This window comes from Streptomyces sp. FXJ1.172 (assembly GCF_001636945.3).
GTDB lineage: Bacteria > Actinomycetota > Actinomycetes > Streptomycetales > Streptomycetaceae > Streptomyces.
Map to the genome: position 1 here is coordinate 5,373,545 of NZ_CP119133.2, position 19,760 is coordinate 5,393,304.

Sequence of the window (19,760 nt, forward strand, 5' to 3'; positions counted from 1 at the left end):
CGCGGCCACGCTGGGTGACATGAATCAGAAAAACCACCTCCGGATCCAGCTGTCGGCGACAAGAAGGGGCGCCCGGTTGGCCCGCCTCCTCACCGAGCGCCAACTGGACGAGTGGGGTGTGCCGTTCGAGGAGGCGACGCAGGTCGTGGCAGAGCTGGCGTCCAACGCCGTACTGCACGGGCGGGTGCGGGGACGGGACTTCCGCCTCGCGCTGGCGCTGCGCGACGACGGCACTCTCCGCATCGAGGTGACCGACGCCCGGGGCGACCGGATCCCGCGCGCCCCGGATCCGGTGGCCGAGGACACGGAAGGCGGCCGGGGTTTACGGATCGTGTCGGCGTACGCGGCCTGCTGGGGCGTGGCGCAGGCGCCGGCCGGGGCCAAGACCGTCTGGGCGGAACTCGTACCGGGACGCGGCGGTCCATGACCCGGAGACGCCAGACGCCAAAGACCAAAGAACCGGGGAAAGAACCAACCCACCCCCACCGCCCCCGTCGCTCACTCGCCGGAGTGAATATGCCCAACGCAACTGGCACGGAGGGGCAGTTGTGGTGCAACGTCGGCGACGACAGGCCCAGACATGCATCGGCCCTCGCACCTCCTCGCCCCGCCCCAGAGCGCCCCGGCCCCCCGCCCGGACCCCCTCCAGACCTGCGACGGCTGCGACCGGGCCTTCCGCGCCACCCGCCCGGGTCGCTGCCGCGACTGCCGTGCATCGTCCGTGGCCGTGGCGTGAGCACCGTGTCCTCGGCCTGTCGCCGATTCCACGGGTACCGTACGAGGACCGAGCCACCCGCACCGGAGGGCCGGGCTGTGACGGACTGGGCTTGGGACTACAACCCGAGCAACGTCACGTGGTACGGCTGACCCCCTCCCCCGTCACCACCGGCCGCACCTTCGTCAGCATCAGGTCCAGGAACTGCTCCGGGTGCCGGAACGACGCGAAGTGGCTCGCCTCCCGGATGAGGGCGAAGTCCTTGACCGGGGCGGTGACTTCCTCGTAGAAGCGGCGGGCCGGCTCCGGCGGGGTGAGGACGTCGCTGTCGCCCTGGAAGACGAAGAAGGGGATGCGGAAGCCGGTGCCTTCGGCGTACTCGTCGATCGTCATGGCCTGCGGGCCGAGCCGCTCGGAGAAGTTCATGCCCTTCAGGTAGGAGCGCAGGCCTCGGAGGTTGTGGAAGGGGGAGAACCACAGGGAACGGATCACGACCGTCTTCATCGTGTCGTAGGTGAGCGGGTCGGTCGTGACCACGGTCTTGGCGTACTCCGACCACTGCTCGGCGGACCAGGCCGAGCGGTCCGGGCCCATCGCCGCGATCTTCGCCCGCTCCTTCCGCTTGCCCGCCTTCTCCAGCCGGGCCAGCAGTGCCTTGTAGGAGGCGCTGTCCCGGCCGCCGTCGATGATGTTCTGGTCGGTGCCGACGTACGCGGAGTACAGCTCGGGGTGGTTACGGGCCAGTCGCAGCCCGGTGACCGTGCCGAAGCTGTTGGCGACCAGCAGCACCTTGTCCACGCCGAGGCGGGTGCGGATGTGGTGCGTCACCTCCAGGGCGTCGGCGTACACGCGGTCGAGCGTCATCTCGCCCTGGCCGTCCGGGCCGCCCGCCGCGAAGGTCTTCCCCGCGCCGCGCATGTCCCAGCGGACGATCGTGAAGTGCCGCTCCCAGGCGCGGGTGCGCGGGGTGAAGACGAGGTTGGAGGCGCCGGGGCCGCCGTGGATCTCCAGGATCACGGGGTTCGCCAGGTCCTCGCCGCGGACCGAGATCCACTGGTCGATGCCGCCGATGCGGACGAACGAGGACTCGTCGATGCCGTTCGGGGTGGTGATGCGCAGGTTCTTCGCGTGGGTGCGGCGCTTGAGGGCGCGGTAGGTCAGCAGCATGGTGGTCCCCCTAAACTGTTTATGCCGTCAGCTGTTGGGTTTACGGTATATACAGTTGGTGGGCGAAGTCAACGGGCTTCGCCGGAGTGAGCGGGAGGGGCCCTGTGGCCGGACGGAGCGAAGAGAAGCAGGACAGGCCGCGCGACCCGGCGGCGAGCCTCGCGCTGCTGTGGGGCGAGCAGGGCAAGCCCAGCCGCGGGCCCAAGCCGAAGCTGTCCCCGCAGCGCATCGCCGCGGCCGCCGCCGAACTCGCCGACGCGGAGGGTCTGGACGCGGTCTCGATGAGCAGGGTGGCGGGCGGCTTCGGGGTCTCGGCGATGGCCCTGTACCGGTACGTCCCCGGCAAGACCGAACTCGTCGCGCTGATGGTGGAGTCCGTGCTGGCCGAGGCCCCGGACCTGGCCGGGGTGCCGGCCGGGGACTGGCGGGCGGCCGCGGGGGAGTGGACCCGCCGGTGCGCGCGCGTCTACGCGGCCCACCCGTGGCTGCTCGGCGCCACCGCGATGCGCCGCAGGCTGATGGGCCCCTGTGAGCTGCGCTGGCTGGACTCGGCGCTCGCCGCCCTGGAGCCCACCCGGCTCGGCGCCGCCGAGCGCCACCAGGTCTTCCTGCTGCTGATCGGGCTCGTCCGCAACCTCGCCCAGCAGCGGGGCGACTACGAGGAGGAGGGGGACGCGGAGTGGGGCCGGCTCTCCGCCGAGGTCCTCGCCCGGCACGCCGACCGTTACCCGGCGCTCACCAAGGCCGTCGCCGACGGTGTCTTCGATCCGGACGGCATCGATCCGCTCGAGTTCGGTCTCGACCGGATTCTTGACGGGGTCGAAGCGCTCATGACTGGGCGGGAATGACCCTTAGGGGTCATTTTGCCCCGCTGAACGGACCGTTCCCGGTCGATTACAGTGCTGAGCGTCGTACGGACGGACGGTGCCGTGAGGAGGTCTCGATGAGTACGACATCCGGCGCCGTCTGGGGTCGAGCAGAGCAGCAGGACTTCCGCAGCAGGGTGCGCGGCACCCTGCTGGGGGCCGCCGTGGGCGATGCGCTCGGCGGCCCCGCCGACGGGCTGTCCCTGGAGGAGATCCGGGCCGCCTACGGTCCCGAGGGACTGCTGGACCTGGCCTTCGGCCAGGGCCGGCGCGGCACGGTCACGCACCACACCCAGCTCACGCTGTTCACCGTGGACGGTCTGATACGCGCCCAGGTGCGCCGGGACACCGGCGCCTGGCATCCGCCGACCGATCTGCACCGGGCGTATCTGCGCTGGGCGGCGACCCAGCGGGACTGGGGGCCCGACGAGCGCCGCAAGGACGACGGCTGGCTGGCCCGCGAGGAGTGGCTGTACGCCCGCCGTGAGCCGAGCCGGGCCCTGCTCGCCGGCTTCGGCGACGAGGCCATGGGCACGCTGGAGAAGCCCAAGAACCCCGGGGAACTGGGCCCGGAGGCACTCGCCCGCTCGGCGCCGTTCGGGCTGCTGGTCGGCTGGGAGCCGCAGCTGGTCGCGCAACTGGCGGTGGAGTGCGCGGTGCAGAGCCACGGGCATCCGATCGCCTACCTGTCGGCGGGCGCGTACGCGGTGATCGTGCACGCGCTGGCCCGCGGCGAGAGCCTCGACGGCGCCGTGCAGCGCGCCCTCGCCCTACTGTCCGCCCGCCCCGGCCACCAGCCGGTCGCGGACGCCCTCCAGCACGCCCTCGGCGCGGTGCGCCAGGGCATCCCGAGCCCGACCCGGGTGGAGGAACTGGCCGGCGACGGCACGGCGGACGGCCTGCTGGCGGCCTCGGTGTACTGCGCCCTGGTCGGCGAGGACGTGCGCCACGGCCTGTGCCTGGCGGTCAACCAGAGCGGCCCGTCGGCGGCGGCAGGCGCCCTGACCGGCGGCCTCCTCGGCGCCCTCCACGGCGAAACGGCCCTCCCCCCGGCCTGGCTGACCGAGCTGGAGGGCCGCCCGACGATCCTGGAACTGTCCGACGACTTCGCCATGGAGATGACCCAGGGCCCGGCACTGCACGGCCCGGCGGGGTCGTCACCGGGGTGGCTGGCCCGGTATCCGCGCTAGTGCCCCAACAGGCAACGTTCGCCCCGTCGCGACGCCCGGCACGCACTCTCGCCGCACCGCCCGGAAGCCCAAGTACGTCCAGTACGAGGGCATCCGGCCGGCACACCGAGAGCACGCACCGGACGCCGCTCCTTGACGGGCAAACGTTGCCTGCCGGGGCACTAGGCCCCAGGTCACTGGGGGTCAGTCCGTCACCGGTGCCCCGATCGCGTCGTCCCCCGCCCCCGCCGGCACCGGCACGGCCGCCACCGTGCCCCCGTCGCCGTTGACCCTCTCGATGACCGCCAGGCGATCGGGGGTGTCCTCCGGCTTCAGGTAACCGATGGCGATGTACAGGACCAGGGACACCGCCAGCGGGACCGAGACCTGGTACTGGAGGGGGACGCCGCCGGAGACGTGCCAGTTGACGGGGTAGTTGACCAGCCAGAAGGCCAGCAGGCCGGCCGCCCAGCTGGTGAGGGCCGCGGTCGGGCCGGAACGGCGGAACGGGCGGAGCAGGCCGAGCATCATCGGGATCGCGATCGGGCCCATGAGACCGGCCACCCACTTGATCACGACCGTGATGATGTCCTTGAAGGTGGGGGAGTTGACCTGGGTCGCCACCGCCATGGACAGGCCGAGGAAGACGACCGTCGTCACACGGGCCGCGATCAGGCCCGAGCGTTCGCCCCACGCCCGTGCCCGCGCCGACAGGACCGGCGCCACGTCCCGGGTGAAGACGGCGGCGATCGCGTTGGCGTCGGAGGAGCACATCGCCATCGTGTGGGAGAAGAACCCGACGACGACCAGGCCCAGCAGGCCGTGCGGCAGCAGCTGTTCGGTCATCAGGCCGTAGGAGTCGGAGCCGTCCGGCTTGTGCGCGTGCACCAGGAGCGGGGACATCCACATGGGGAAGAAGAGGACGACCGGCCAGACCAGCCACAAGGCCGCCGACAGCCGCGCCGAGCGCTCGGCCTCGTGCGCGCTGCCCGTCGCCATGTAGCGCTGGGCCTGGTTGAGCATGCCGCCGTTGTACTCGAAGAGCTTGATGAAGAGGAAGGCGAGGAGGAAGACGGTGCCGTAGGGGCCGACGAGCGGTTTGCCGTGGCCGTGCAGGGCCGGCTGGTGCCACGCGTCAAAGAACCCGATGTGCTTGTCGTGCAGCTTCAGGACGACCGCCACGAACATCGAGGCACCGGCCAGCAACTGGATGACGAACTGGCCGAGTTCGGTCAGCGCGTCCGCCCACAGGCCGCCGATCGTGCAGTACACGGCCGTGATCGCGCCGGTGATGAGGATGCCCTGGTTCAGCGTGACGCCGGTGAACACCGACAACAGGGTGGCGATCGCCGCCCACTTGGCGCCCACGTCGACGATCTTCAGCAGCATGCCCGACCAGGCGAGGGCCTGCTGCGTGGAGAGGTTGTAACGGTTCTTCAGGTACTCCAGCGGAGAGGCCACATGGAGGCGGGAGCGCAGCCGGTTGATGCGGGGCGCGAACAGCTTCGAGCCGATGGCGATGCCCAGCGCGATGGGGAAGGACCAGGTCACGAAGGAGGTGACGCCGTAGGTGTAGGCGATCCCCGCGTACCCGGTGAACATCACCGCGCTGTAGCCCGACATGTGGTGCGAGATGCCGGACAGCCACCAGGGCATCTTGCCGCCGGCCGTGAAGAAGTCGGAGACGTTGTCCACGCGTTTGTGCGACCAGACGCCGATCGCGACCATCACACCGAAGTAGCCGATGAGCACGGCCCAGTCGAGACTGTTCATGTGCTCGATCGTGGGTGCGGCCACATGAACACGACAAGCAAGCGTAAGGTCAAGTCACAGCAAAATTGTTCTGCTTGATGACTATGGTTCATCTACATGAACGTTGTCGACAGGGTCGCCGACCGCTCGGATCACCGCATCAGCTCACCCGCGTTGACCAGCAACGACTGACCCGTGACGGCCCGCGCCCGGTCCGAGGCGAGGAACACCGCCGCGTCCGCCACATCCCCGTCCGTCGCCGGCTCCGGCAGTGCCATCCGCTCCGTCAGCCGCCCCAGCACCTCCGCCTCCGGCACCCCTTCCGTCTGCGCGGTGAAGCTGACGTACGCCTGTACCGGCGGGCCCCACATCCAGCCCGGCAGGACGGTGTTGACCCGGATGCGGTGCGGCCCCAGCTCCCACGCCAGGGAGTACATCGCGCTCGTCAGCGCCCCCTTCGACGCGGCGTACGCCGTCTGCCGCACCTGCGAGGGCGCGGCGACGGCCGACTGCGTCCCGATGATGACGACGGACCCGCCTCCGCCCTCCCGCAGCGCGGGCAGGCAGGCCCGGGTCATCCGCAGTGTGCCGAGCAGGTTCACGTCGATGACCGACTGCCACGTCGTGAAGTCCGCGTCCTCCAGCCCCCCGAAGTACGAGTCCCAAGCGGCCACGTGCACCACCGCGTCGATCCCCCCGAACCGCTCCCTCGCCAGCGCCGCCAGCGCCTCGCACTGCCCCTCGTCGGTGATGTCCGTCGCCCGGTACGCCGTGCGCGCACCGCCGGGATCGATCTCCGCCGCGCTCTTGGCGAGGTTCGCCTCGGTGCGGGCGCCCAGGACCGCGTTTCCGCCGTCCCGTACGACGGCCGCGGCGACCTGGTGGCCGAGCCCGGCGCCGACCCCCGAGACGACGACGGTCTTTCCGGTGAGCAGGGACATCCGTACCTCCCGGGCTATGGCGCATTACCTGACGGAGCGTCAGAGTATGGGCGACCGCAGGAGGACGGAAGGGGATCCGCATGAGCGAGGACACCCGCAGCGAGCTGTACGCCGAACTGGCCGCCGTCGGCCCCTACGGAGTCCGCCCCGGCCACGCCCTGATCACCATGGTCGAGCCGCACCCCGGCCACGAGTACGCCTACAACCGCTGGTACGAGGACGACCACTACTACGCCGGCGCGATGGCCATGCCCTGGATGTACGCGGGACGGCGGTGGGTGGCGACCAGGGACCTGCAGCTGCTGCGCCTCCCGGAGAAGTCGGCGGTCGCCCAGCCGGTGACGGCCGGCTGCTACCTCTCCACCTACTGGATCACCGCCGGCCGCTACGACGACCACATGAAGTGGACCGTCGCCATCAACAAGCGCCTCAACCGCGACGCCCGCGTCCACCACGCCCGCACCCACGTCTTCACGGCCTTCCAGGACCACGAGACGACGGTCTACCGCGACGGCGCGGCCGGCCCGCGCGACTTCCACGCCCTCGACCATCCGTACGCCGGCCTGGTCCTGGAGGTCATCGACGCGGACTCGCCCGAGCAGCGCACGGAACTCCTGCGGTGGCTGCGCACCCGCGACCTGCCCCGCCGCCTCGCGGGCTCCGAGGCCGCCATGGTGACCGTCTTCCGGCCCACGCCCCTGCCCGGCGACCGCATGACCTACGTCAAGCAGGTCGAGGGCGTCGACACCCGGCTGACCCTGCTGTGGTTCCTGGAGAGCGACCCGCGGGACTGCTGGCAGACCCGCTTCACCGGCCGGGACACGGACATCTCCGCCTCGGGCCTCGGCCGCCTGGAACTGCTGGCCCCGTTCATCCCGACGGTGCCGGGGACGGACAGGTACGTCGACCGGCTCCGCTGAACCTCACGGAGTCTTCAGCTCGTCCGGACACGGCGTGCCCCGGGGCAGCTGGTACGGCGCCGCCAGCCGGTAGGTCCCCGCCTTCGGCGCCAGCAGCACCGTCCACTTGTCGCCCTTGGCGTCCTGCGGCGTCTCCATCAGACACCCGTTGACGTTGTCGTACGACTTCGGCGTGCCGTCGGCCCGGTGCTTGGAGGCCTTCGTCTCCTGCGGCGGCTTCACGCTCTTGCCGTGCTCGTCGACGATGCTCAGCCACGGCGAGTACGGGATCCGGATCAGGATCCGCCCGGCCCTGTGCACCTCCAGCGTCATCTCGCCCTGGTCGGCCCGGTCCACCACCGCGTTCGGCTCGGCGAGCGGCGTCGGATCGGTCACCTTGAACAGCTGCCAGTTGGCGTCGCCCCAGATCTGCCTCAGGTACGGCATCCCGCGCTGCAGCAGCGCCCGCTCCCGCTCACCGCCGTCCCCGTCCGGGTTGTCCTTCGGCAGCACCACGAAGTGCACGGCCCACCGCTGGAGCCACTCGTGGTAGTTCGCCGAGTTGAGCGTGTCGTCGTAGAAGAGCGGATTGCGCTCCATGTCGGCCTGCCGGTTCCAGCCGCGCGCCAGGTTGACGTACGGCGCGAGCGCGGAGGCCTCGCGGTGCGAGCGGGCCGGGACGACCTCGACGCGGCCCTTCTCGGCGCCGACCTTCTGGAGCTGGTTGACCAGCGGCGCCAGCTCCCGGGCCCAGGACGCGGCCGGCGTGGTGTGGATGATGTCGTCGACCGACTTGAAGCCGATCCAGCCGACGAATCCCAGGAACGCCAGCACGGTCAGGTACCACTTGCGCGACTTCGGCACCGTGAACGGCAGCGCCGCGATCAGCGCCGCACCCGCGAACAGCATCGGCAGCCGCGAGATGTTCGAGCCGATCTGCGAGTTGATCAGCCACACCAGCACCACGCCGACGCTGTAGACGGCCGCCGTCAGCCGGACGGTCACCCACTGCCTCGGCACCAGGAACAGGCACAGCAGGCCGTACAGCAGCGGCATGATCACCGAGCCGAACGTCATCGGCTGGGTGCCGGAGAACGGGAACAGGAAGTACGAGGCGGCGACCACCACCGTCGGGGCGAGCCCCAGCGCCCAGGCACCCGGCCGCCGCTTCTGCAGGAACAGCGCGACCGCCACCAGACCCACGAACAGCCCCGAGACCGGCGAGGCCATGGTGGACAGCCCGGCCAGCGAGCCGGCCACGGCCGCCTTCGCCCAGCGTCTGTGCCGCCACCGGTACGGCCAGCAGAACACGGCCGCGACCGCGCCGAGCGCGAACATCGTGCCGAGCCCGAAGGTCACCCGCCCGGACACCGCGTTGGCGATGAACGCGAGGACCCCGGCGAGCGAGGCCCACAGCGGGTTCTTCACCGCCCGGCTGCGGATCAGGACCAGCGTCAGCAGGCCCGCCGACACGGTCCCGGCGATCATCATCGTCGTACGGACGCCGAGGACGGCCATCAGATACGGCGAGACGACGCTGTACGACACCGGGTGCATACCGCCGTACCAGGCGAGGTTGTACGCCGAGTCCGGGTGCCGGCCGACGAACTCCGCCCAGGCGTCCTGCGCCGCGAGATCGCCGCCGCTGTTCGCGAACGTGAAGACCCAGAGGATGTGCAGGATGCCCGCGAGAGCCGTGACCGACAGCACGGGATGCCGGAGCATGCGCTGCCGCAGGGGTTCGGCGGCGATGAGGAGCCGCGCGAGTCTGCCGTTACGGCTACCGGTGCCGGTCGTGGACACGCGTATTCGCGGGCCGGACCCCGGCCCGGCTCCCGGGGCGGTCCCCGGGCCCGGATCGGCGTCGTCGGCGCGTGTCGGCTCCGCTGTGGCCACCTGAAGGCACTCCCCGTGTCCCGTCTTCTGTTCTCGGCCGTGTCCCTGAGTGTTCCCGGCCGCTTCTCGTCCAGTTCGCCGCCGTGTCCGTGACCGGCGACCTGCCCCGATTCGTGACGCTAGCACGCACCCCGCCGCGGGGCTCCCGGGTGGGGCTCCGTCGACGGGGTGCGGGGGTGTGCCGGAAGGGACGCGGTCAGCCCAGGCGGCCGAGCTTGGCGCCGAAACCGGGCTCGGCCAGGTCCTGCTGCAGGGCCACCGGGACCTTCACCGATCCGGCCGAACCGTCACCCACGGTGAGCGTGCCCACCGTGGTGCCGGCCTTCGCGGTGTGCGGGACGGTGCCGGAGGCGAAGGACAGCTTCACCTTCAGGCCGGACCAGCCGACCGCGGTGACGTCCTTGGTGATCACGACCGGGGTGTGGCCGCCGAGCTGGTCGTCCACGTAGCCGACCACGTCACCCTTCTTCAGGATCGTCGAGGAGGTCAGCGCGTCCTGGGCGGCGAGCAGCGCGGTCTTGCTGACCGCGTTGACCGTGTCGAGGATCGACGGCCCCTTGTGCTGGCCGAGGATCGCGCCGACGATCGTCACGGTCTGCCCGCCGACCGTCTTGCGGGAGGCGAAGAGCAGGTTGCCGCCGGCCGCGGTGGTGCTGCCGGTCTTGATGCCGATCGCGCCGATCTTGTACGGCAGCTCGTTGACATTGGACCAGTTGCGGCCGGAGGGGTCCGTCCAGCTGGCCGCGCTGGTGATGGCGACCAGGGCCGGGTTCTTCACGACCGCGCGGCCGAGCTTCACCTGGTCCTCGGCCGTGGAGACGGTGGACGGCGTCAGGCCCGAGGGGTCGGTGTACGTCGTGCGCGTCATCCCCAGCTCCTTGGCGGTGGCGTTCATCTTCTTGACGAACGCCGCCTCCGAGCCCGCGTCCCAGCGCGCCAGGAGCCGGGCGATGTTGTTCGCGGAGGGGATCATGACGGCCGACAGGGCCTGCTTCTCGGTGAGGTACTGGCCGGCCTTGACGGTGTTGAGGGTGGACTCGCCGCCGCTCTTGTCGTAGCCGCCCTCCTTCTCCGCCTGCGAGTCCACCTTGATCCTCGGGCCCTCCTCGCCCGGCTTCAGCGGGTGGTCCTTGAGGATGATGTACGAGGTCATGGTCTTGGCGACCGAACCGATGGCCACGGGGGTCTGCGTGCCGAAGCGGCCCATCGTGCCGACGCCGTCGCCGTCCATCCAGCCCTGGCCCTCGCCCGGCCACGGCAGGTTCACCGTGCCGCCGTCGAAGGTGTAGCTGTCCTTGGCGGTCAGCGCGAGGGTGGGGGAGGGCAGCGGGCGCACCGCCTGGACGACCGCGAAGACGACCGCCAGGAGCAGGGCCAGCGGGGTCCAGATCTTGACCCGGCGCACGATCGTGCGGACCGGGGTCTCCGGGGGCGGCGGGGTGTTCGTCAGCTCCGCCAGCAGGTCCAGCGGCGGCTTGGGCGGGAGCGGCTGCTGGGTGGTGCGCTCGGGGCCGACCTGGGGGACGGGGGCGGTGACGTCAGCCTTGGGTTCCCTCAGATCGGGCTTGAGCGCGACGAACTTGCTGGTGCGCTCGGGGTCCGACTCGGAGGACTTGGGGGACTCGGAGGACTCGGAGGACTTGGGGGACTCGGGAGCCTTGGCGGTGCCGCCCAACTTGAGCATGGTCGTGGGCTGATCGACCTGAGGCCGCCGGAGGGCCTTGAAGACGGCGGTCGGCTGATCGACGCCATCGGCTCCCGCCTCGGCTCCGCCTTCGGTCTCCTCGCTCTCACCCGCACCACCCGTGCGGTCTGCGTCGTCGGCTGCGGGCGCCCCCTGTGGGTCGTCCCCACCGTCGGCGGCCCCCGGCTCGTCACCGTCCGCCGCCGGCTCGGCTGCGTCCTCGCCACCCTCGGCGTCAGAAGTCCCGGGCTCTGCTTCGGCCTGCCCAGCGGCCTCGGCGTCAGCCTCGTCATCAGCCTGCTCGGCTTCCGCGTCGGCCTCCGACTCTGCCTCCGCCTTCCCGTCGGCGGCCGTGTCTATGGCGCCGTCCGTCTCCGCGTCACCGTCGGCGTCGGCGTCCGCGTCGGTGTCGCCGTCGGCAGCGGCCTTCGCCTCCGCACCGTCGTCAGAGTCCGCCGTGGCCTCCGTGTCGGCCTCGGCGGCAGCGCTCGAGCCGTCGGACTCCTTCGCGCCCGCAACTGCGTCGGCCTCCGCGTCCGTGTCCGCGTCCGCGTCGGCGTCATCGGCGCCCTTCGCGGGCGTCCCCCGTACCCATGCCGAGACCGCCTCCCGTAGGGCGGCGTCCTCCTCGGGGGTCTCGCGGTCCTCGGTGCCGGCGTCGGCCCTGACCCCGTCGGTCTTCTCGTCGGTCTTCTCGTCGGTCTTCTCGCCGGGCTTCGCGACGTCCCGTACCGTCAGGGTCTTCGTCGCCGTGTCCACGCCGCCGCCCGGGGACTCCGAGGAATCCTTTTCCCGCGAGACCGCGAGGCGCGGATCACGGCCCTCGGGAACCGAACCCCCGCTCCCCGACGTCGGTTCCACCGACGACTCGCGCTGCTTCGACCTGTCGGGGGACTCGCCCGCCACCGATGCCTCCTCATGCGCCGCACGCCCATCGGCGCGCCCTGTCCGAACCATGTACCAGTGTCCTGTGTGAGGGCTTGGCCCCTGCGGTAGACGAGAACGACATACCTACCGGTTCCCTCACGAACCGGTCACGCGCCCTCGACAGACCAATGTGAGAGGGGTCACCCTGTCATTCATCCACGCGGGGAGGCATGGATGGGCAGGAGCCGCAGAACACTTCCGGAGGAGCTTCTGCTGCTGGCACTGGACCCGGCCACGGGTACCACTGCACAGCCGCAGTCGCTCGACCTCGGTCTGGCCGGAGCACAGCTAGTGGAGCTGGCGCTGGCCGGACGGATAGCCCCAGACGGGGATCGTATCGCCGTGGTGGTGCCACGGCCGACAGGAGATCCGACTCTGGACTGCGCGTTGGAGTTGCTGCGAAGGCGCGGCGCTCCGGTGCGTGCCGTCCATTGGATCGGCGGGCCCCGGCTGGGGCTCCGTCAGACGTACCTCTCGCACCTGGAGCGGTGCGGCATGGTCGCCGCCGTACCGGGTCAGATGTGCGGGGTGCTGCCGACGACGCGTTACCAGGCGACGGACACCGCCATCAGCCGGGAGATCAGGTCCCGGCTGGATTCCGCGATCCGCACCGGCGTACCGCCGGACCCGCGGACCGCGGCGCTCGCCGCGCTGGCGCACGCCGTCGGACTCGGCAAGCACCTGTATCCGGGCAACGAGGGACGCTCGTCCCGTTCCCGGCTGCGGGACTTGATCCGGCACGATCCGATGGGCGGGCTCGTCGCGCACGCCGTGATGGACGTGCAGAACGGTGCGGTCGCACAGCCGCGCCGCGGACCCGCCGCCACCGGACGGCAGGGCGCGGCCGGCGCCAGGGCCGCGGCGGAACCCGCACGCGGGGTTCCGATGCAGCCGCACCGCGGGTCCATGGCACGCGCCGTCGCCCACTGAGCCGCAACGGGCCGTACGAGCTGTAATTCCGGTCCCCCAGGCCGGGTTCGGGAGCCGCTGGTTCGAGCGGGGCGGTGAGATCCTCGTGGTCTCACCGCCCCGCTCGACTGCGTCCGTGCCGTCCGTGCCGTCCGTGCCGTCCGTGCCGTCCGTGCCGTCCGTGCCGTCCGTGCCGTCCGCGCCCCCTGTGGCGGCTGCGGCACCCCAATGGGTGGCGGACGGTGGCGAACTGACGTGCACGCGCCGCATATCCCTCGTTTCCCAGCGGTAGAAAGCACCTTGGTGGCAGTCTGCTCAACAGCAGATACGGAAAGTGTTAAGCAACAGGCAGGCAGCCGGAGGTGCACGTCCCGTGGCGTCCAATGTCAATCCCACCGTCAGGCGGCGCCGGCTGGGCCAGGAGCTGCGCAGGCTCCGCGAGCTCAAGGGCATGACGGCCGAGGAGGTTGCGGAACGGCTGCTCGTTTCGCAGTCGAAGATCAGCCGCCTGGAGAACGGCCGCAGAAGCATCAGCCAGCGCGACGTGCGCGACCTGTGCGGGGTGTACGAGGTCGAGGACCAGCGGATCGTCGACTCGCTGATGGAGATGGCCCGCGACTCGCGGCAACAGGGGTGGTGGCACACCTTCGGGGACATCCCGTACAGCGTGTACATCGGGCTCGAGACCGACGCCGAGTCGCTGCGTGTGTACGAACCCCAGCTGGTCACCGGCCTGTTGCAGACCCGCGCCTATGCGGAGGCCCTCGTCCAGGGCGCCCTGCCGGAGACCTCGCCGGCCGACATCGAGAAGCGGGTCCAGGTGCGCATGCGCCGACAGGAACGTATCACCGCCGAGAACAACCCGCTGCGGCTGTGGGTCGTGCTCGACGAGGCGGCGCTGCGCCGGGTCGTCGGCAGCAAGCTGGTGATGCGCGAGCAGCTCGACCACCTGATCGAGATGTCCCAGCTGCCGCACGTCACCGTGCAGGTGCTGCCGTTCGAGGTGGGCGCCCATCCGGGGCTCAACGGCCAGTACGCGATCCTGGAGTTCACCGACGCGGCCGACTCCAGCGTGGTCTACCTGGAGGGCGTCACCAGCGACCTGTACCTGGAGAAGGCGCAGGACGTGCAGAAGTACGCCGTGATGTACGAGCACTTGCGGGCACAGTCCCTCAATGTGGAGCAATCCCGGCAATACATTGCGGACGTGGCGAAAAAGTACGCGGACTGAGCCTGCGTCACAGAAGGCGCCGGATCGTACACCGTCTGTCCGCTCCAGTGGAAGACCCGCCCGGAATATGCCATCCGGTCGAGTGAACGACTACTCCAGCAGGGGCAGTTGCCCGGTAGCGTCGATCACGCCAATCAGTCGACAAGGTTGGCGTGAACCGCACTACCGAAACTCGCAACAGGAGTGGACATGGCACTGATTCAGGGCGCTTCCGAGACGTGGATGAAGTCCTCCTACTCGGCGGGCAACGGCGCCTGCGTGGAGGTCAAGACGGCCACCGGCGCCGAGCTGGCCGTCCGCGACTCCAAGGACATCGAGGGCCCGGTCCTGGACTTCCCCGCCGGCGCCTGGAACGCCTTCGTGGCCTCGGTCAAGGCCTAGGGGGCTCTCCCTGACCTTCGGCGCCGCTGACGGGAATCGCAGCGTCCGCAGAGCCCACCGACACGCACAACTGCAAAGCAACACCTCCAGAGGGCCCTCTCGACCGGTCGCCGTCCTTGCCGAGAGGGCTCGCTGCTGGCCCCGGCTCAGCTCAGCTGGGCCTCGATCGCCGAGACGACCTCGGCCGACTCCGGCTCGGTCTGCGGCGAGAAGCGCGCCACGATCCGGCCGTCCCGGCCGATCAGGAACTTCTCGAAGTTCCACCGGATGTCCCCGCTGTGCCCCTGGGCGTCGGCGAAGCCCACCAGACGCTGGTACAGCGGGTGCCGGCCCTCGCCGTTCACCTCCACCTTCTCGGTGAGCGGGAACGTCACGCCGTACGTCGCCGAGCAGAACTCCGCGATCTCCTCGGCGGTGCCGGGCTCCTGCCCGAGGAACTGGTTGCAGGGCACGCCGAGCACGGTGAAGCCCTGCCCGGCGTAGCGCTCCTGGAGCTGCTCCAGGCCCGAGTACTGCGGGGTCAGGCCGCACTTGGAGGCCACGTTCACGATGAGCACGGCCGTGCCCTCGTACTGCGGCAGATTGGCGGAGCCACCGCTGAGGGCTCCGATCTCGACATTCAGCACGTCAGTCATGAGCGGATGCTACGTGCTGCCCCTCCGGGCCCTCCTGACCGGCCGCCCGCACCAGGACGTCCCCCGCCGCCGTCCGCCCGTACAGCACCGAGCGCCCCGCCCGCCACCGCGCCACCAGCCCCGCCTCCCGCAGCACCTTCAGATGGCGGCCCACCGAGCCCAGGCCCTGTCCGGTCACGGCGGTCAGCTGGGTGGTGCTCATGGGGGAGCCGAGGAGGACCAGGACGGCGCCGCGGGCCGGACCCAGGAGGGCGCTCAGGGCGGCCGGGACGCTGCGGGCACCGGTGTCGGCGAGGACCCCGGAGCAGGGGTAGACCGCCGCGTACCGCACCCCGTCCTCCCAGGCCACCCACCCCGCCCGCTGCACGGTCACCGGCACGAAGAGCAGCTCGGCGCCGGAGATCTCGCGGGGCGGGTACTCGTGCAGATTGATCTGCAGCCGGTTGTCGCCGAGCCAGCGCGTCCGCCCCGGCCGCAGGGCGTCCAGGGCGCTCGCCCAGCCGCCCTGGCTGACCTGCGCCGTCCGCGCGACCACATCCGCCTCCAGCACCCGCCGGCGCCGCTCCCAGTACGGCCGTACGGTCTCCTCCCACACCCACTCCAGCAGCACGGCCGCCCGCTCGGGCAGGTCGTCCCGGTCCAGCCCGGCGGGGAGCGGGCCGGCGACGGCGGTGCGCAGCTGGGCGCGGGCCGCGTCGGGCGCGGTCGAGCGGACCCGGGCGACCTCGTCGGCGAACGGCTCCGCGCCGCGCGGGGTGGGGGTCAGGAAGTCGGCGATCCACGACCGGCCGAGCCCGGCCCGCACCAGCAGCCCGGTCACCGGATCCGCCGCCAGCAGCGCCCGGTAGCCGGGCAGATGACGGCTCAGCCACGCGTGCTCGCCCGGGTGCGCCGCCGCACCGGCATGCAGCAGCTTCAGCGACGCGAAGGTCTCGGCGAACGGCGAGATCACGAACCGGCTCCGGGCCAGGGTGTCCGCGTTGAGCTGCCACCATCCCACGAGCGCCTCCCCCTGACCGCCGTCGTACGCCCCGTCCGGCCGGTACGGCCTTTCGCGTGACGGCGAAACGATAGCGACTCCGTGGCGGGCCGACCGAGACTCCCGGCATGACCGGCTACCGATCCCTGTTCCGTACCCCGGAGTTCACCCCGCTCTTCCTCGGCTCGGCCGCGCAGACCGCCGCACAGACCGTCGGCGGCCTGGCCCTCGCCACGCTCGTGTACCGGGCGACCGGCTCCCCGCTGCTGTCGGCGGTGAGCATGTTCGGCCCCTCGCTCGCCCAGGTGCTGGGCGCGACCGTCCTGCTGTCCGGCGCGGACCGGCTGCCACCGCGTACGGCCCTGTCCGCGATCGCGCTGGTCTTCGCGGCCGGTACGGCGGTGCAGGCGCTGCCCGGCCTGCCCGTCGGCGCCGTCTTCGCGGTCGTCCTCGCGCTGGGGCTCGTGGCGTCGCTCGGCGGCGGGGTCCGCTGGGGCCTGCTGAACGAGATCCTGACCGAGCAGGGGACTGCCGAGAACGCCTATCTGCCCGGGCGTTCGCTGTTCAACATGATGAGCGGGCTGATGCAGATCGCCGGTTTCGCCACCGGCGGCGTCCTGCTCACCACACTCTCCCCACGGGTCTGTCTGCTGCTGTCGGCGGCCCTGTACCTGGCGGCGGCGCTGGTGCTGCGTCTCGCCCTGACCGCCCGCCCGCCGCGCACCGCGGGCCGGCCGTCGGCGGCGGCGACCTGGCGCACCAACGCCCTGCTGTGGTCGTCCCGTTCGCGCCGGCTCACGTATCTGGGCCTGTGGCTGCCCAACGGCCTGGTGGTCGGCTGCGAGTCGCTGTACGTGTCGTACGCCCCGCACGCGGCCGGCACCCTGTTCGCCTGCGGGGCGTTCGGCATGTTCGCCGGGGACGTGACGGTCGGCCGCCTGCTGCCGCGGGCGGTGCGGCGCCGAATGGCAACCCCCTTGCTGCTGTTGCTGGCGACGCCGTACCTGGTGTTCGCCGCGTACCCGCCGCTGCCGGTGGCGATGGTGTGCGTGACGCTCGCGTCGGCCGGTTTCGGCGCGAGTCTGGTCCAGCAGGAGCGGCTGATGGAGCTGACCCCGGGCGAACTCGCCGGTCAGGCACTGGGGTTGCACTCGGCGGGCATGCTGACCCTGCAGGGCGTGAGCGCGGCGCTGGCCGGCACGGTGGCCCAGGCCACCTCGCCCGCCGCGGGAATGACGGCGATGGCGGCGGGCTCGGTCCTGGTGACCCTGGCGCTGGCTACGGCCGCCCGTCGCTCTCCGCGGCCGGAGCCGCGGCGCTCTGAGCCGGCTGAGCGGGCTGAGCCGGTTGCGCGGGCGGCGTCGGCTGAGGCGGGGTGAGGTGAAGATCGGCGTCGATCTTCTGCGCGGCCCGGTCGAAGTAGCGCAGCAGCTCGACGGGGAACGGCATCACGAGGGTGGAGTTCTTCTCGGCGGCCACTTCGACGACGGTCTGGAGGAGCCGGAGCTGCATGGCCTCCGGTGAGTCGGACATGATCCGGGAGGCGTTGGCGAGCTGCTGCGCGGCCTGGAACTCACCGTCGGCGGTGATGACCCGGGCCCGCCGCTCCCGCTCGGCCTCGGCCTGCCGCGACATGGACCGCTTCAGCGACTCGGGCAGCTGGACGTCCTTGATCTCGACGCGGTCGATGTGGATGCCCCACCCGGCGGCCGGGCTGTCGATCATCAGCGCCAGCCCCTCGTGCAGCCGCTCCCGGTCGCTCAGCAGGTCGTCCAGGTCGCTCTTGCCGATGATGGACCGAAGGGAGGACTGGGCGACCTGCCCGACGGCGAAGACGTAGTCCTGCACCTCGATGGCGGCGCGCACCGGGTCGACCACCCGGAAGTAGACGACCGCGTCGACCTTGACCGACACGTTGTCCTTGGTGATGCCCTCCTGGGTGGGCACGGGCATGGTCACGACCTGCACATTCACCTTGCGCATCCGGTCGGCGAACGGGATGAGGAACGTGATCCCCGGCTGCCGATGGCCCGGCAGCGCCTTCCCCCACCGGAACACCACGCCGCGCTCCACCTGGTTGACGACCCGCATCCCGCTCTTCAGCACGAGCAGCGCCAGCACGGCCACCACGACGACCGCCACCACGGTGCCTTCCATGGCATCCCCTTCCTCACATCCAGCACGGACAACGGCAAGGACACCCCGGACGGCCGAACGGATCCGGCCCCCGCGTCACGACTGCGTCAAGACTCTCCGACGCGTGTCCGGTCGCGGGGCCGTGAGCCGTGCGGCGGCATAATCGTGATGATCAAGACATATCGGTACTAAGGCGAAGGAAGTGATGCCATGGTCGACGGCATGTCCCGAGGCGGACGGTGGCAGCGGCGGCAACAGCGGCAACCGTGGCAAAAGCAACGCCGCCGCGGCGCGGGCGTCGCGGCGGCGGTCGTGCTGGCCGCTTCGGGAAGCCTGGCCCTCGTGGCGTGCGGCGGCGGCAGCGGCGGCAAGAGCAGCGGGAGTACGTCGTTCAGCCCCCGCCCCTCGCCGCCCGTCACGGCGTCGTTCTCCGGTACGCCGCCTTCCGCGCTGTCCTCGGCCGCCTCCTCCGCCGTGGCGTCGGCCCGGGCGTCGGCCTCCGCCGCGGCCTCCTCGGCCTCGGCCAGGGCCTCGGAGTTCGAGGCCTCGGTGTCGGCCGCGACCGAACGGGCGAACGCGGCGGCCCGCAAGGAGCTGGCCAACGTGCAGGGCCGGGGCAACGCGGCCACCGACGTCTCGCTCACCGGCATGCCCCGGTCGGAGACGGGCGGCCTGCTCGCGCTGCACGTCAACATCCGCAACTCGACGCCCGGGAAGGCGTCCTTCGCGGTCCAGGTCGACTTCCGCGACTCCGGCGGGAAGGTCGTGGAGACCCGCTACGTCGGCGCCTCCGACGTCAAGCCCGGTGAGACGGTGCATCCCGTCGTCATCAGCCATGAGCCTCCCGAGCCGAAGCTGAAGGCCGAGGTCGCGAAGGCACAGCGGTACTGAGGGCACATGGTCACCACTCGCCGCGGTCGCAGAACACCCGGAAGCTGCCCACGACACCGTCGTCGCCGAATACACCCCCGTAGCCGGCCGCGGCGGTCGCGCCCCCGTAGTCGGTACGGGTCACAGCGCCGAACGTCTCGCCGTGGGGGCCCACGGTGGCGACCGGAGCACCGTCGTCACAGCTGAAGCCCCGGAAGACCTCTACGGTCTTCCGGCTGTCATTGAACACACTGAAGCTGCTGGAGCCGGTCGCGGTGATGCAGCCCTCGGCGGAGGCGGAGTACGCACGTTCGTTGAAGTAGATCCTCCCGCCTTCGCCCCCGCCACGGCCGTGGCCGCGTCCACCGCCGTCGCGCGCCTCGTTCCTCTCTCCGCCTACGCCCCTGCTCTCCAGGGGAGCCACGGCGGGAACGGCTCGCCGCACGAGCCGGGCGGCTCGGTGGACGGTCGGGGACGCCGCCCGGTGGACCGACGGGGACGCCGAGGCGGATCCAGCGGTCGAGGCGCAGGTGATGCCGGCGACGACAAGTGCGGTCGCGCCCACTCCGGTGCCGACCACAGCAAAAGTACGTGGGGGCATGT

At 71.2% G+C, this 19,760-nt stretch carries 18 protein-coding genes; 9 read left to right on the plus strand and 9 right to left on the minus strand.

Features of this window, described 5'->3' with window-relative positions; genetic code table 11:
* Positions 1 to 19: 19 nt before the first annotated feature.
* Positions 20 to 427 carry an ATP-binding protein gene (locus A6P39_RS24065; protein WP_067053336.1) on the plus strand — a complete coding sequence of 136 codons (408 nt, stop codon included), beginning with the start codon at positions 20 to 22 and terminating at the stop codon, positions 425 to 427.
* A 423-nt stretch (positions 428 to 850) separates the two neighbouring features.
* On the opposite strand, the gene A6P39_RS24075 is transcribed toward A6P39_RS24065, so the two are convergent.
* The gene (locus tag A6P39_RS24075) at positions 851 to 1,882 is read right to left on the minus strand and encodes an alpha/beta fold hydrolase (protein WP_067053333.1); all 1,032 of its coding nucleotides are present in this window, start codon (positions 1,880 to 1,882) and stop codon (positions 851 to 853) included.
* A 104-nt stretch (positions 1,883 to 1,986) separates the two neighbouring features.
* Here A6P39_RS24075 and A6P39_RS24080 point away from each other — a divergent pair, with 104 nt between their 5' ends.
* Complete coding sequence (locus tag A6P39_RS24080; RefSeq protein WP_067053330.1) at positions 1,987 to 2,730, plus strand: TetR/AcrR family transcriptional regulator; 744 nt, start codon at positions 1,987 to 1,989, stop codon at positions 2,728 to 2,730.
* 95 nt (positions 2,731 to 2,825) lie between these two features.
* Positions 2,826 to 3,938 (plus strand): ADP-ribosylglycohydrolase family protein, encoded by a 1,113-nt coding sequence (locus tag A6P39_RS24085; protein ID WP_067053328.1) that lies wholly within the window; start codon positions 2,826 to 2,828, stop codon positions 3,936 to 3,938.
* Positions 3,939 to 4,121: 183 nt separating this feature from the next.
* On the opposite strand, the gene A6P39_RS24090 is transcribed toward A6P39_RS24085, so the two are convergent.
* Both A6P39_RS24090 and A6P39_RS24095 read right to left on the minus strand, forming a co-directional pair.
* On the minus strand, positions 4,122 to 5,690 hold the full coding sequence (locus A6P39_RS24090; protein ID WP_067053648.1) for a sodium:solute symporter family protein: 1,569 nt from the start codon (positions 5,688 to 5,690) through the stop codon (positions 4,122 to 4,124).
* A 131-nt stretch (positions 5,691 to 5,821) separates the two neighbouring features.
* Positions 5,822 to 6,610, minus strand: a complete 789-nt coding sequence (locus tag A6P39_RS24095) for an SDR family oxidoreductase (protein ID WP_067053325.1) — start codon at positions 6,608 to 6,610, stop codon at positions 5,822 to 5,824.
* An 80-nt stretch (positions 6,611 to 6,690) separates the two neighbouring features.
* On the opposite strand from A6P39_RS24095, the gene A6P39_RS24100 reads away from it, so the two are divergent.
* Positions 6,691 to 7,530 carry a hypothetical protein gene (locus tag A6P39_RS24100; protein ID WP_067053322.1) on the plus strand — a complete coding sequence of 280 codons (840 nt, stop codon included), beginning with the start codon at positions 6,691 to 6,693 and terminating at the stop codon, positions 7,528 to 7,530.
* A 3-nt stretch (positions 7,531 to 7,533) separates the two neighbouring features.
* Here the strand turns inward: A6P39_RS24100 and A6P39_RS24105 are convergent, their stop codons facing one another.
* Positions 7,534 to 9,405 (minus strand): glycosyltransferase family 87 protein, encoded by a 1,872-nt coding sequence (locus A6P39_RS24105; protein WP_199840969.1) that lies wholly within the window; start codon positions 9,403 to 9,405, stop codon positions 7,534 to 7,536.
* Between the two features lie 196 nt (positions 9,406 to 9,601).
* Complete coding sequence (locus A6P39_RS24110) at positions 9,602 to 11,995, minus strand: D-alanyl-D-alanine carboxypeptidase (RefSeq protein WP_067053319.1); 2,394 nt, start codon at positions 11,993 to 11,995, stop codon at positions 9,602 to 9,604.
* Positions 11,996 to 12,190: 195 nt separating this feature from the next.
* Between A6P39_RS24110 and A6P39_RS24115 the strand changes: the two genes are divergently transcribed.
* From A6P39_RS24115 to A6P39_RS24125, 3 genes are all read left to right on the plus strand, one after another.
* Positions 12,191 to 12,946, plus strand: coding sequence for a GOLPH3/VPS74 family protein (locus A6P39_RS24115; protein WP_067053317.1), 756 nt, complete (start codon positions 12,191 to 12,193; stop codon positions 12,944 to 12,946).
* A gap of 352 nt (positions 12,947 to 13,298) precedes the next feature.
* A complete protein-coding gene (locus A6P39_RS24120; RefSeq protein ID WP_067053315.1) occupies positions 13,299 to 14,156 on the plus strand; it encodes a helix-turn-helix domain-containing protein in 858 nt (285 codons plus the stop codon).
* A 189-nt stretch (positions 14,157 to 14,345) separates the two neighbouring features.
* On the plus strand, positions 14,346 to 14,537 hold the full coding sequence (locus A6P39_RS24125; RefSeq protein WP_067053312.1) for a DUF397 domain-containing protein: 192 nt from the start codon (positions 14,346 to 14,348) through the stop codon (positions 14,535 to 14,537).
* A gap of 146 nt (positions 14,538 to 14,683) precedes the next feature.
* Here the strand turns inward: A6P39_RS24125 and A6P39_RS24130 are convergent, their stop codons facing one another.
* Positions 14,684 to 15,172 carry a glutathione peroxidase gene (locus tag A6P39_RS24130; protein WP_067053308.1) on the minus strand — a complete coding sequence of 163 codons (489 nt, stop codon included), beginning with the start codon at positions 15,170 to 15,172 and terminating at the stop codon, positions 14,684 to 14,686.
* Positions 15,165 to 16,172 carry an ArsR/SmtB family transcription factor gene (locus A6P39_RS24135; protein ID WP_067053305.1) on the minus strand — a complete coding sequence of 336 codons (1,008 nt, stop codon included), beginning with the start codon at positions 16,170 to 16,172 and terminating at the stop codon, positions 15,165 to 15,167. Before A6P39_RS24135 ends, A6P39_RS24130 begins: the two co-directional genes overlap by 8 nt.
* Before the next feature lie 107 nt (positions 16,173 to 16,279).
* Here A6P39_RS24135 and A6P39_RS24140 point away from each other — a divergent pair, with 107 nt between their 5' ends.
* On the plus strand, positions 16,280 to 17,530 hold the full coding sequence (locus A6P39_RS24140; protein ID WP_067053302.1) for an MFS transporter: 1,251 nt from the start codon (positions 16,280 to 16,282) through the stop codon (positions 17,528 to 17,530).
* Here A6P39_RS24140 and A6P39_RS24145 read toward each other — a convergent pair.
* Positions 17,430 to 18,308, minus strand: coding sequence for a slipin family protein (locus A6P39_RS24145; RefSeq protein WP_067053299.1), 879 nt, complete (start codon positions 18,306 to 18,308; stop codon positions 17,430 to 17,432). The genes A6P39_RS24140 and A6P39_RS24145 overlap by 101 nt on opposite strands.
* 201 nt (positions 18,309 to 18,509) lie before the next feature.
* Between A6P39_RS24145 and A6P39_RS24150 the strand changes: the two genes are divergently transcribed.
* Positions 18,510 to 19,178, plus strand: coding sequence for a hypothetical protein (locus tag A6P39_RS24150; RefSeq protein ID WP_275883898.1), 669 nt, complete (start codon positions 18,510 to 18,512; stop codon positions 19,176 to 19,178).
* Positions 19,179 to 19,188: 10 nt separating this feature from the next.
* On the opposite strand, the gene A6P39_RS24155 is transcribed toward A6P39_RS24150, so the two are convergent.
* Positions 19,189 to 19,758 (minus strand): hypothetical protein, encoded by a 570-nt coding sequence (locus tag A6P39_RS24155; RefSeq protein ID WP_159396172.1) that lies wholly within the window; start codon positions 19,756 to 19,758, stop codon positions 19,189 to 19,191.
* Positions 19,759 to 19,760: the final 2 nt, after the last annotated feature.

Bases quoted from the DNA above. Each gene is read 5' to 3' on its own strand.
- A6P39_RS24065 (WP_067053336.1), top strand. From the start codon at position 20: ATGAATCAGAAAAACCACCTCCGGATCCAGCTGTCGGCGACAAGAAGG.
- A6P39_RS24075 (WP_067053333.1), bottom strand. From the start codon at position 1,882: ATGCTGCTGACCTACCGCGCCCTCAAGCGCCGCACCCACGCGAAGAAC.
- A6P39_RS24085 (WP_067053328.1), top strand. From the start codon at position 2,826: ATGAGTACGACATCCGGCGCCGTCTGGGGTCGAGCAGAGCAGCAGGAC.
- A6P39_RS24090 (WP_067053648.1), bottom strand. From the start codon at position 5,690: ATGAACAGTCTCGACTGGGCCGTGCTCATCGGCTACTTCGGTGTGATG.
- A6P39_RS24095 (WP_067053325.1), bottom strand. From the start codon at position 6,610: ATGTCCCTGCTCACCGGAAAGACCGTCGTCGTCTCGGGGGTCGGCGCC.
- A6P39_RS24100 (WP_067053322.1), top strand. From the start codon at position 6,691: ATGAGCGAGGACACCCGCAGCGAGCTGTACGCCGAACTGGCCGCCGTC.
- A6P39_RS24115 (WP_067053317.1), top strand. From the start codon at position 12,191: ATGGGCAGGAGCCGCAGAACACTTCCGGAGGAGCTTCTGCTGCTGGCA.
- A6P39_RS24125 (WP_067053312.1), top strand. From the start codon at position 14,346: ATGGCACTGATTCAGGGCGCTTCCGAGACGTGGATGAAGTCCTCCTAC.
- A6P39_RS24130 (WP_067053308.1), bottom strand. From the start codon at position 15,172: ATGACTGACGTGCTGAATGTCGAGATCGGAGCCCTCAGCGGTGGCTCC.
- A6P39_RS24140 (WP_067053302.1), top strand. From the start codon at position 16,280: ATGACCGGCTACCGATCCCTGTTCCGTACCCCGGAGTTCACCCCGCTC.
- A6P39_RS24145 (WP_067053299.1), bottom strand. From the start codon at position 18,308: ATGGAAGGCACCGTGGTGGCGGTCGTCGTGGTGGCCGTGCTGGCGCTG.
- A6P39_RS24150 (WP_275883898.1), top strand. From the start codon at position 18,510: ATGTCCCGAGGCGGACGGTGGCAGCGGCGGCAACAGCGGCAACCGTGG.
- A6P39_RS24155 (WP_159396172.1), bottom strand. From the start codon at position 19,758: ATGCCCCCACGTACTTTTGCTGTGGTCGGCACCGGAGTGGGCGCGACC.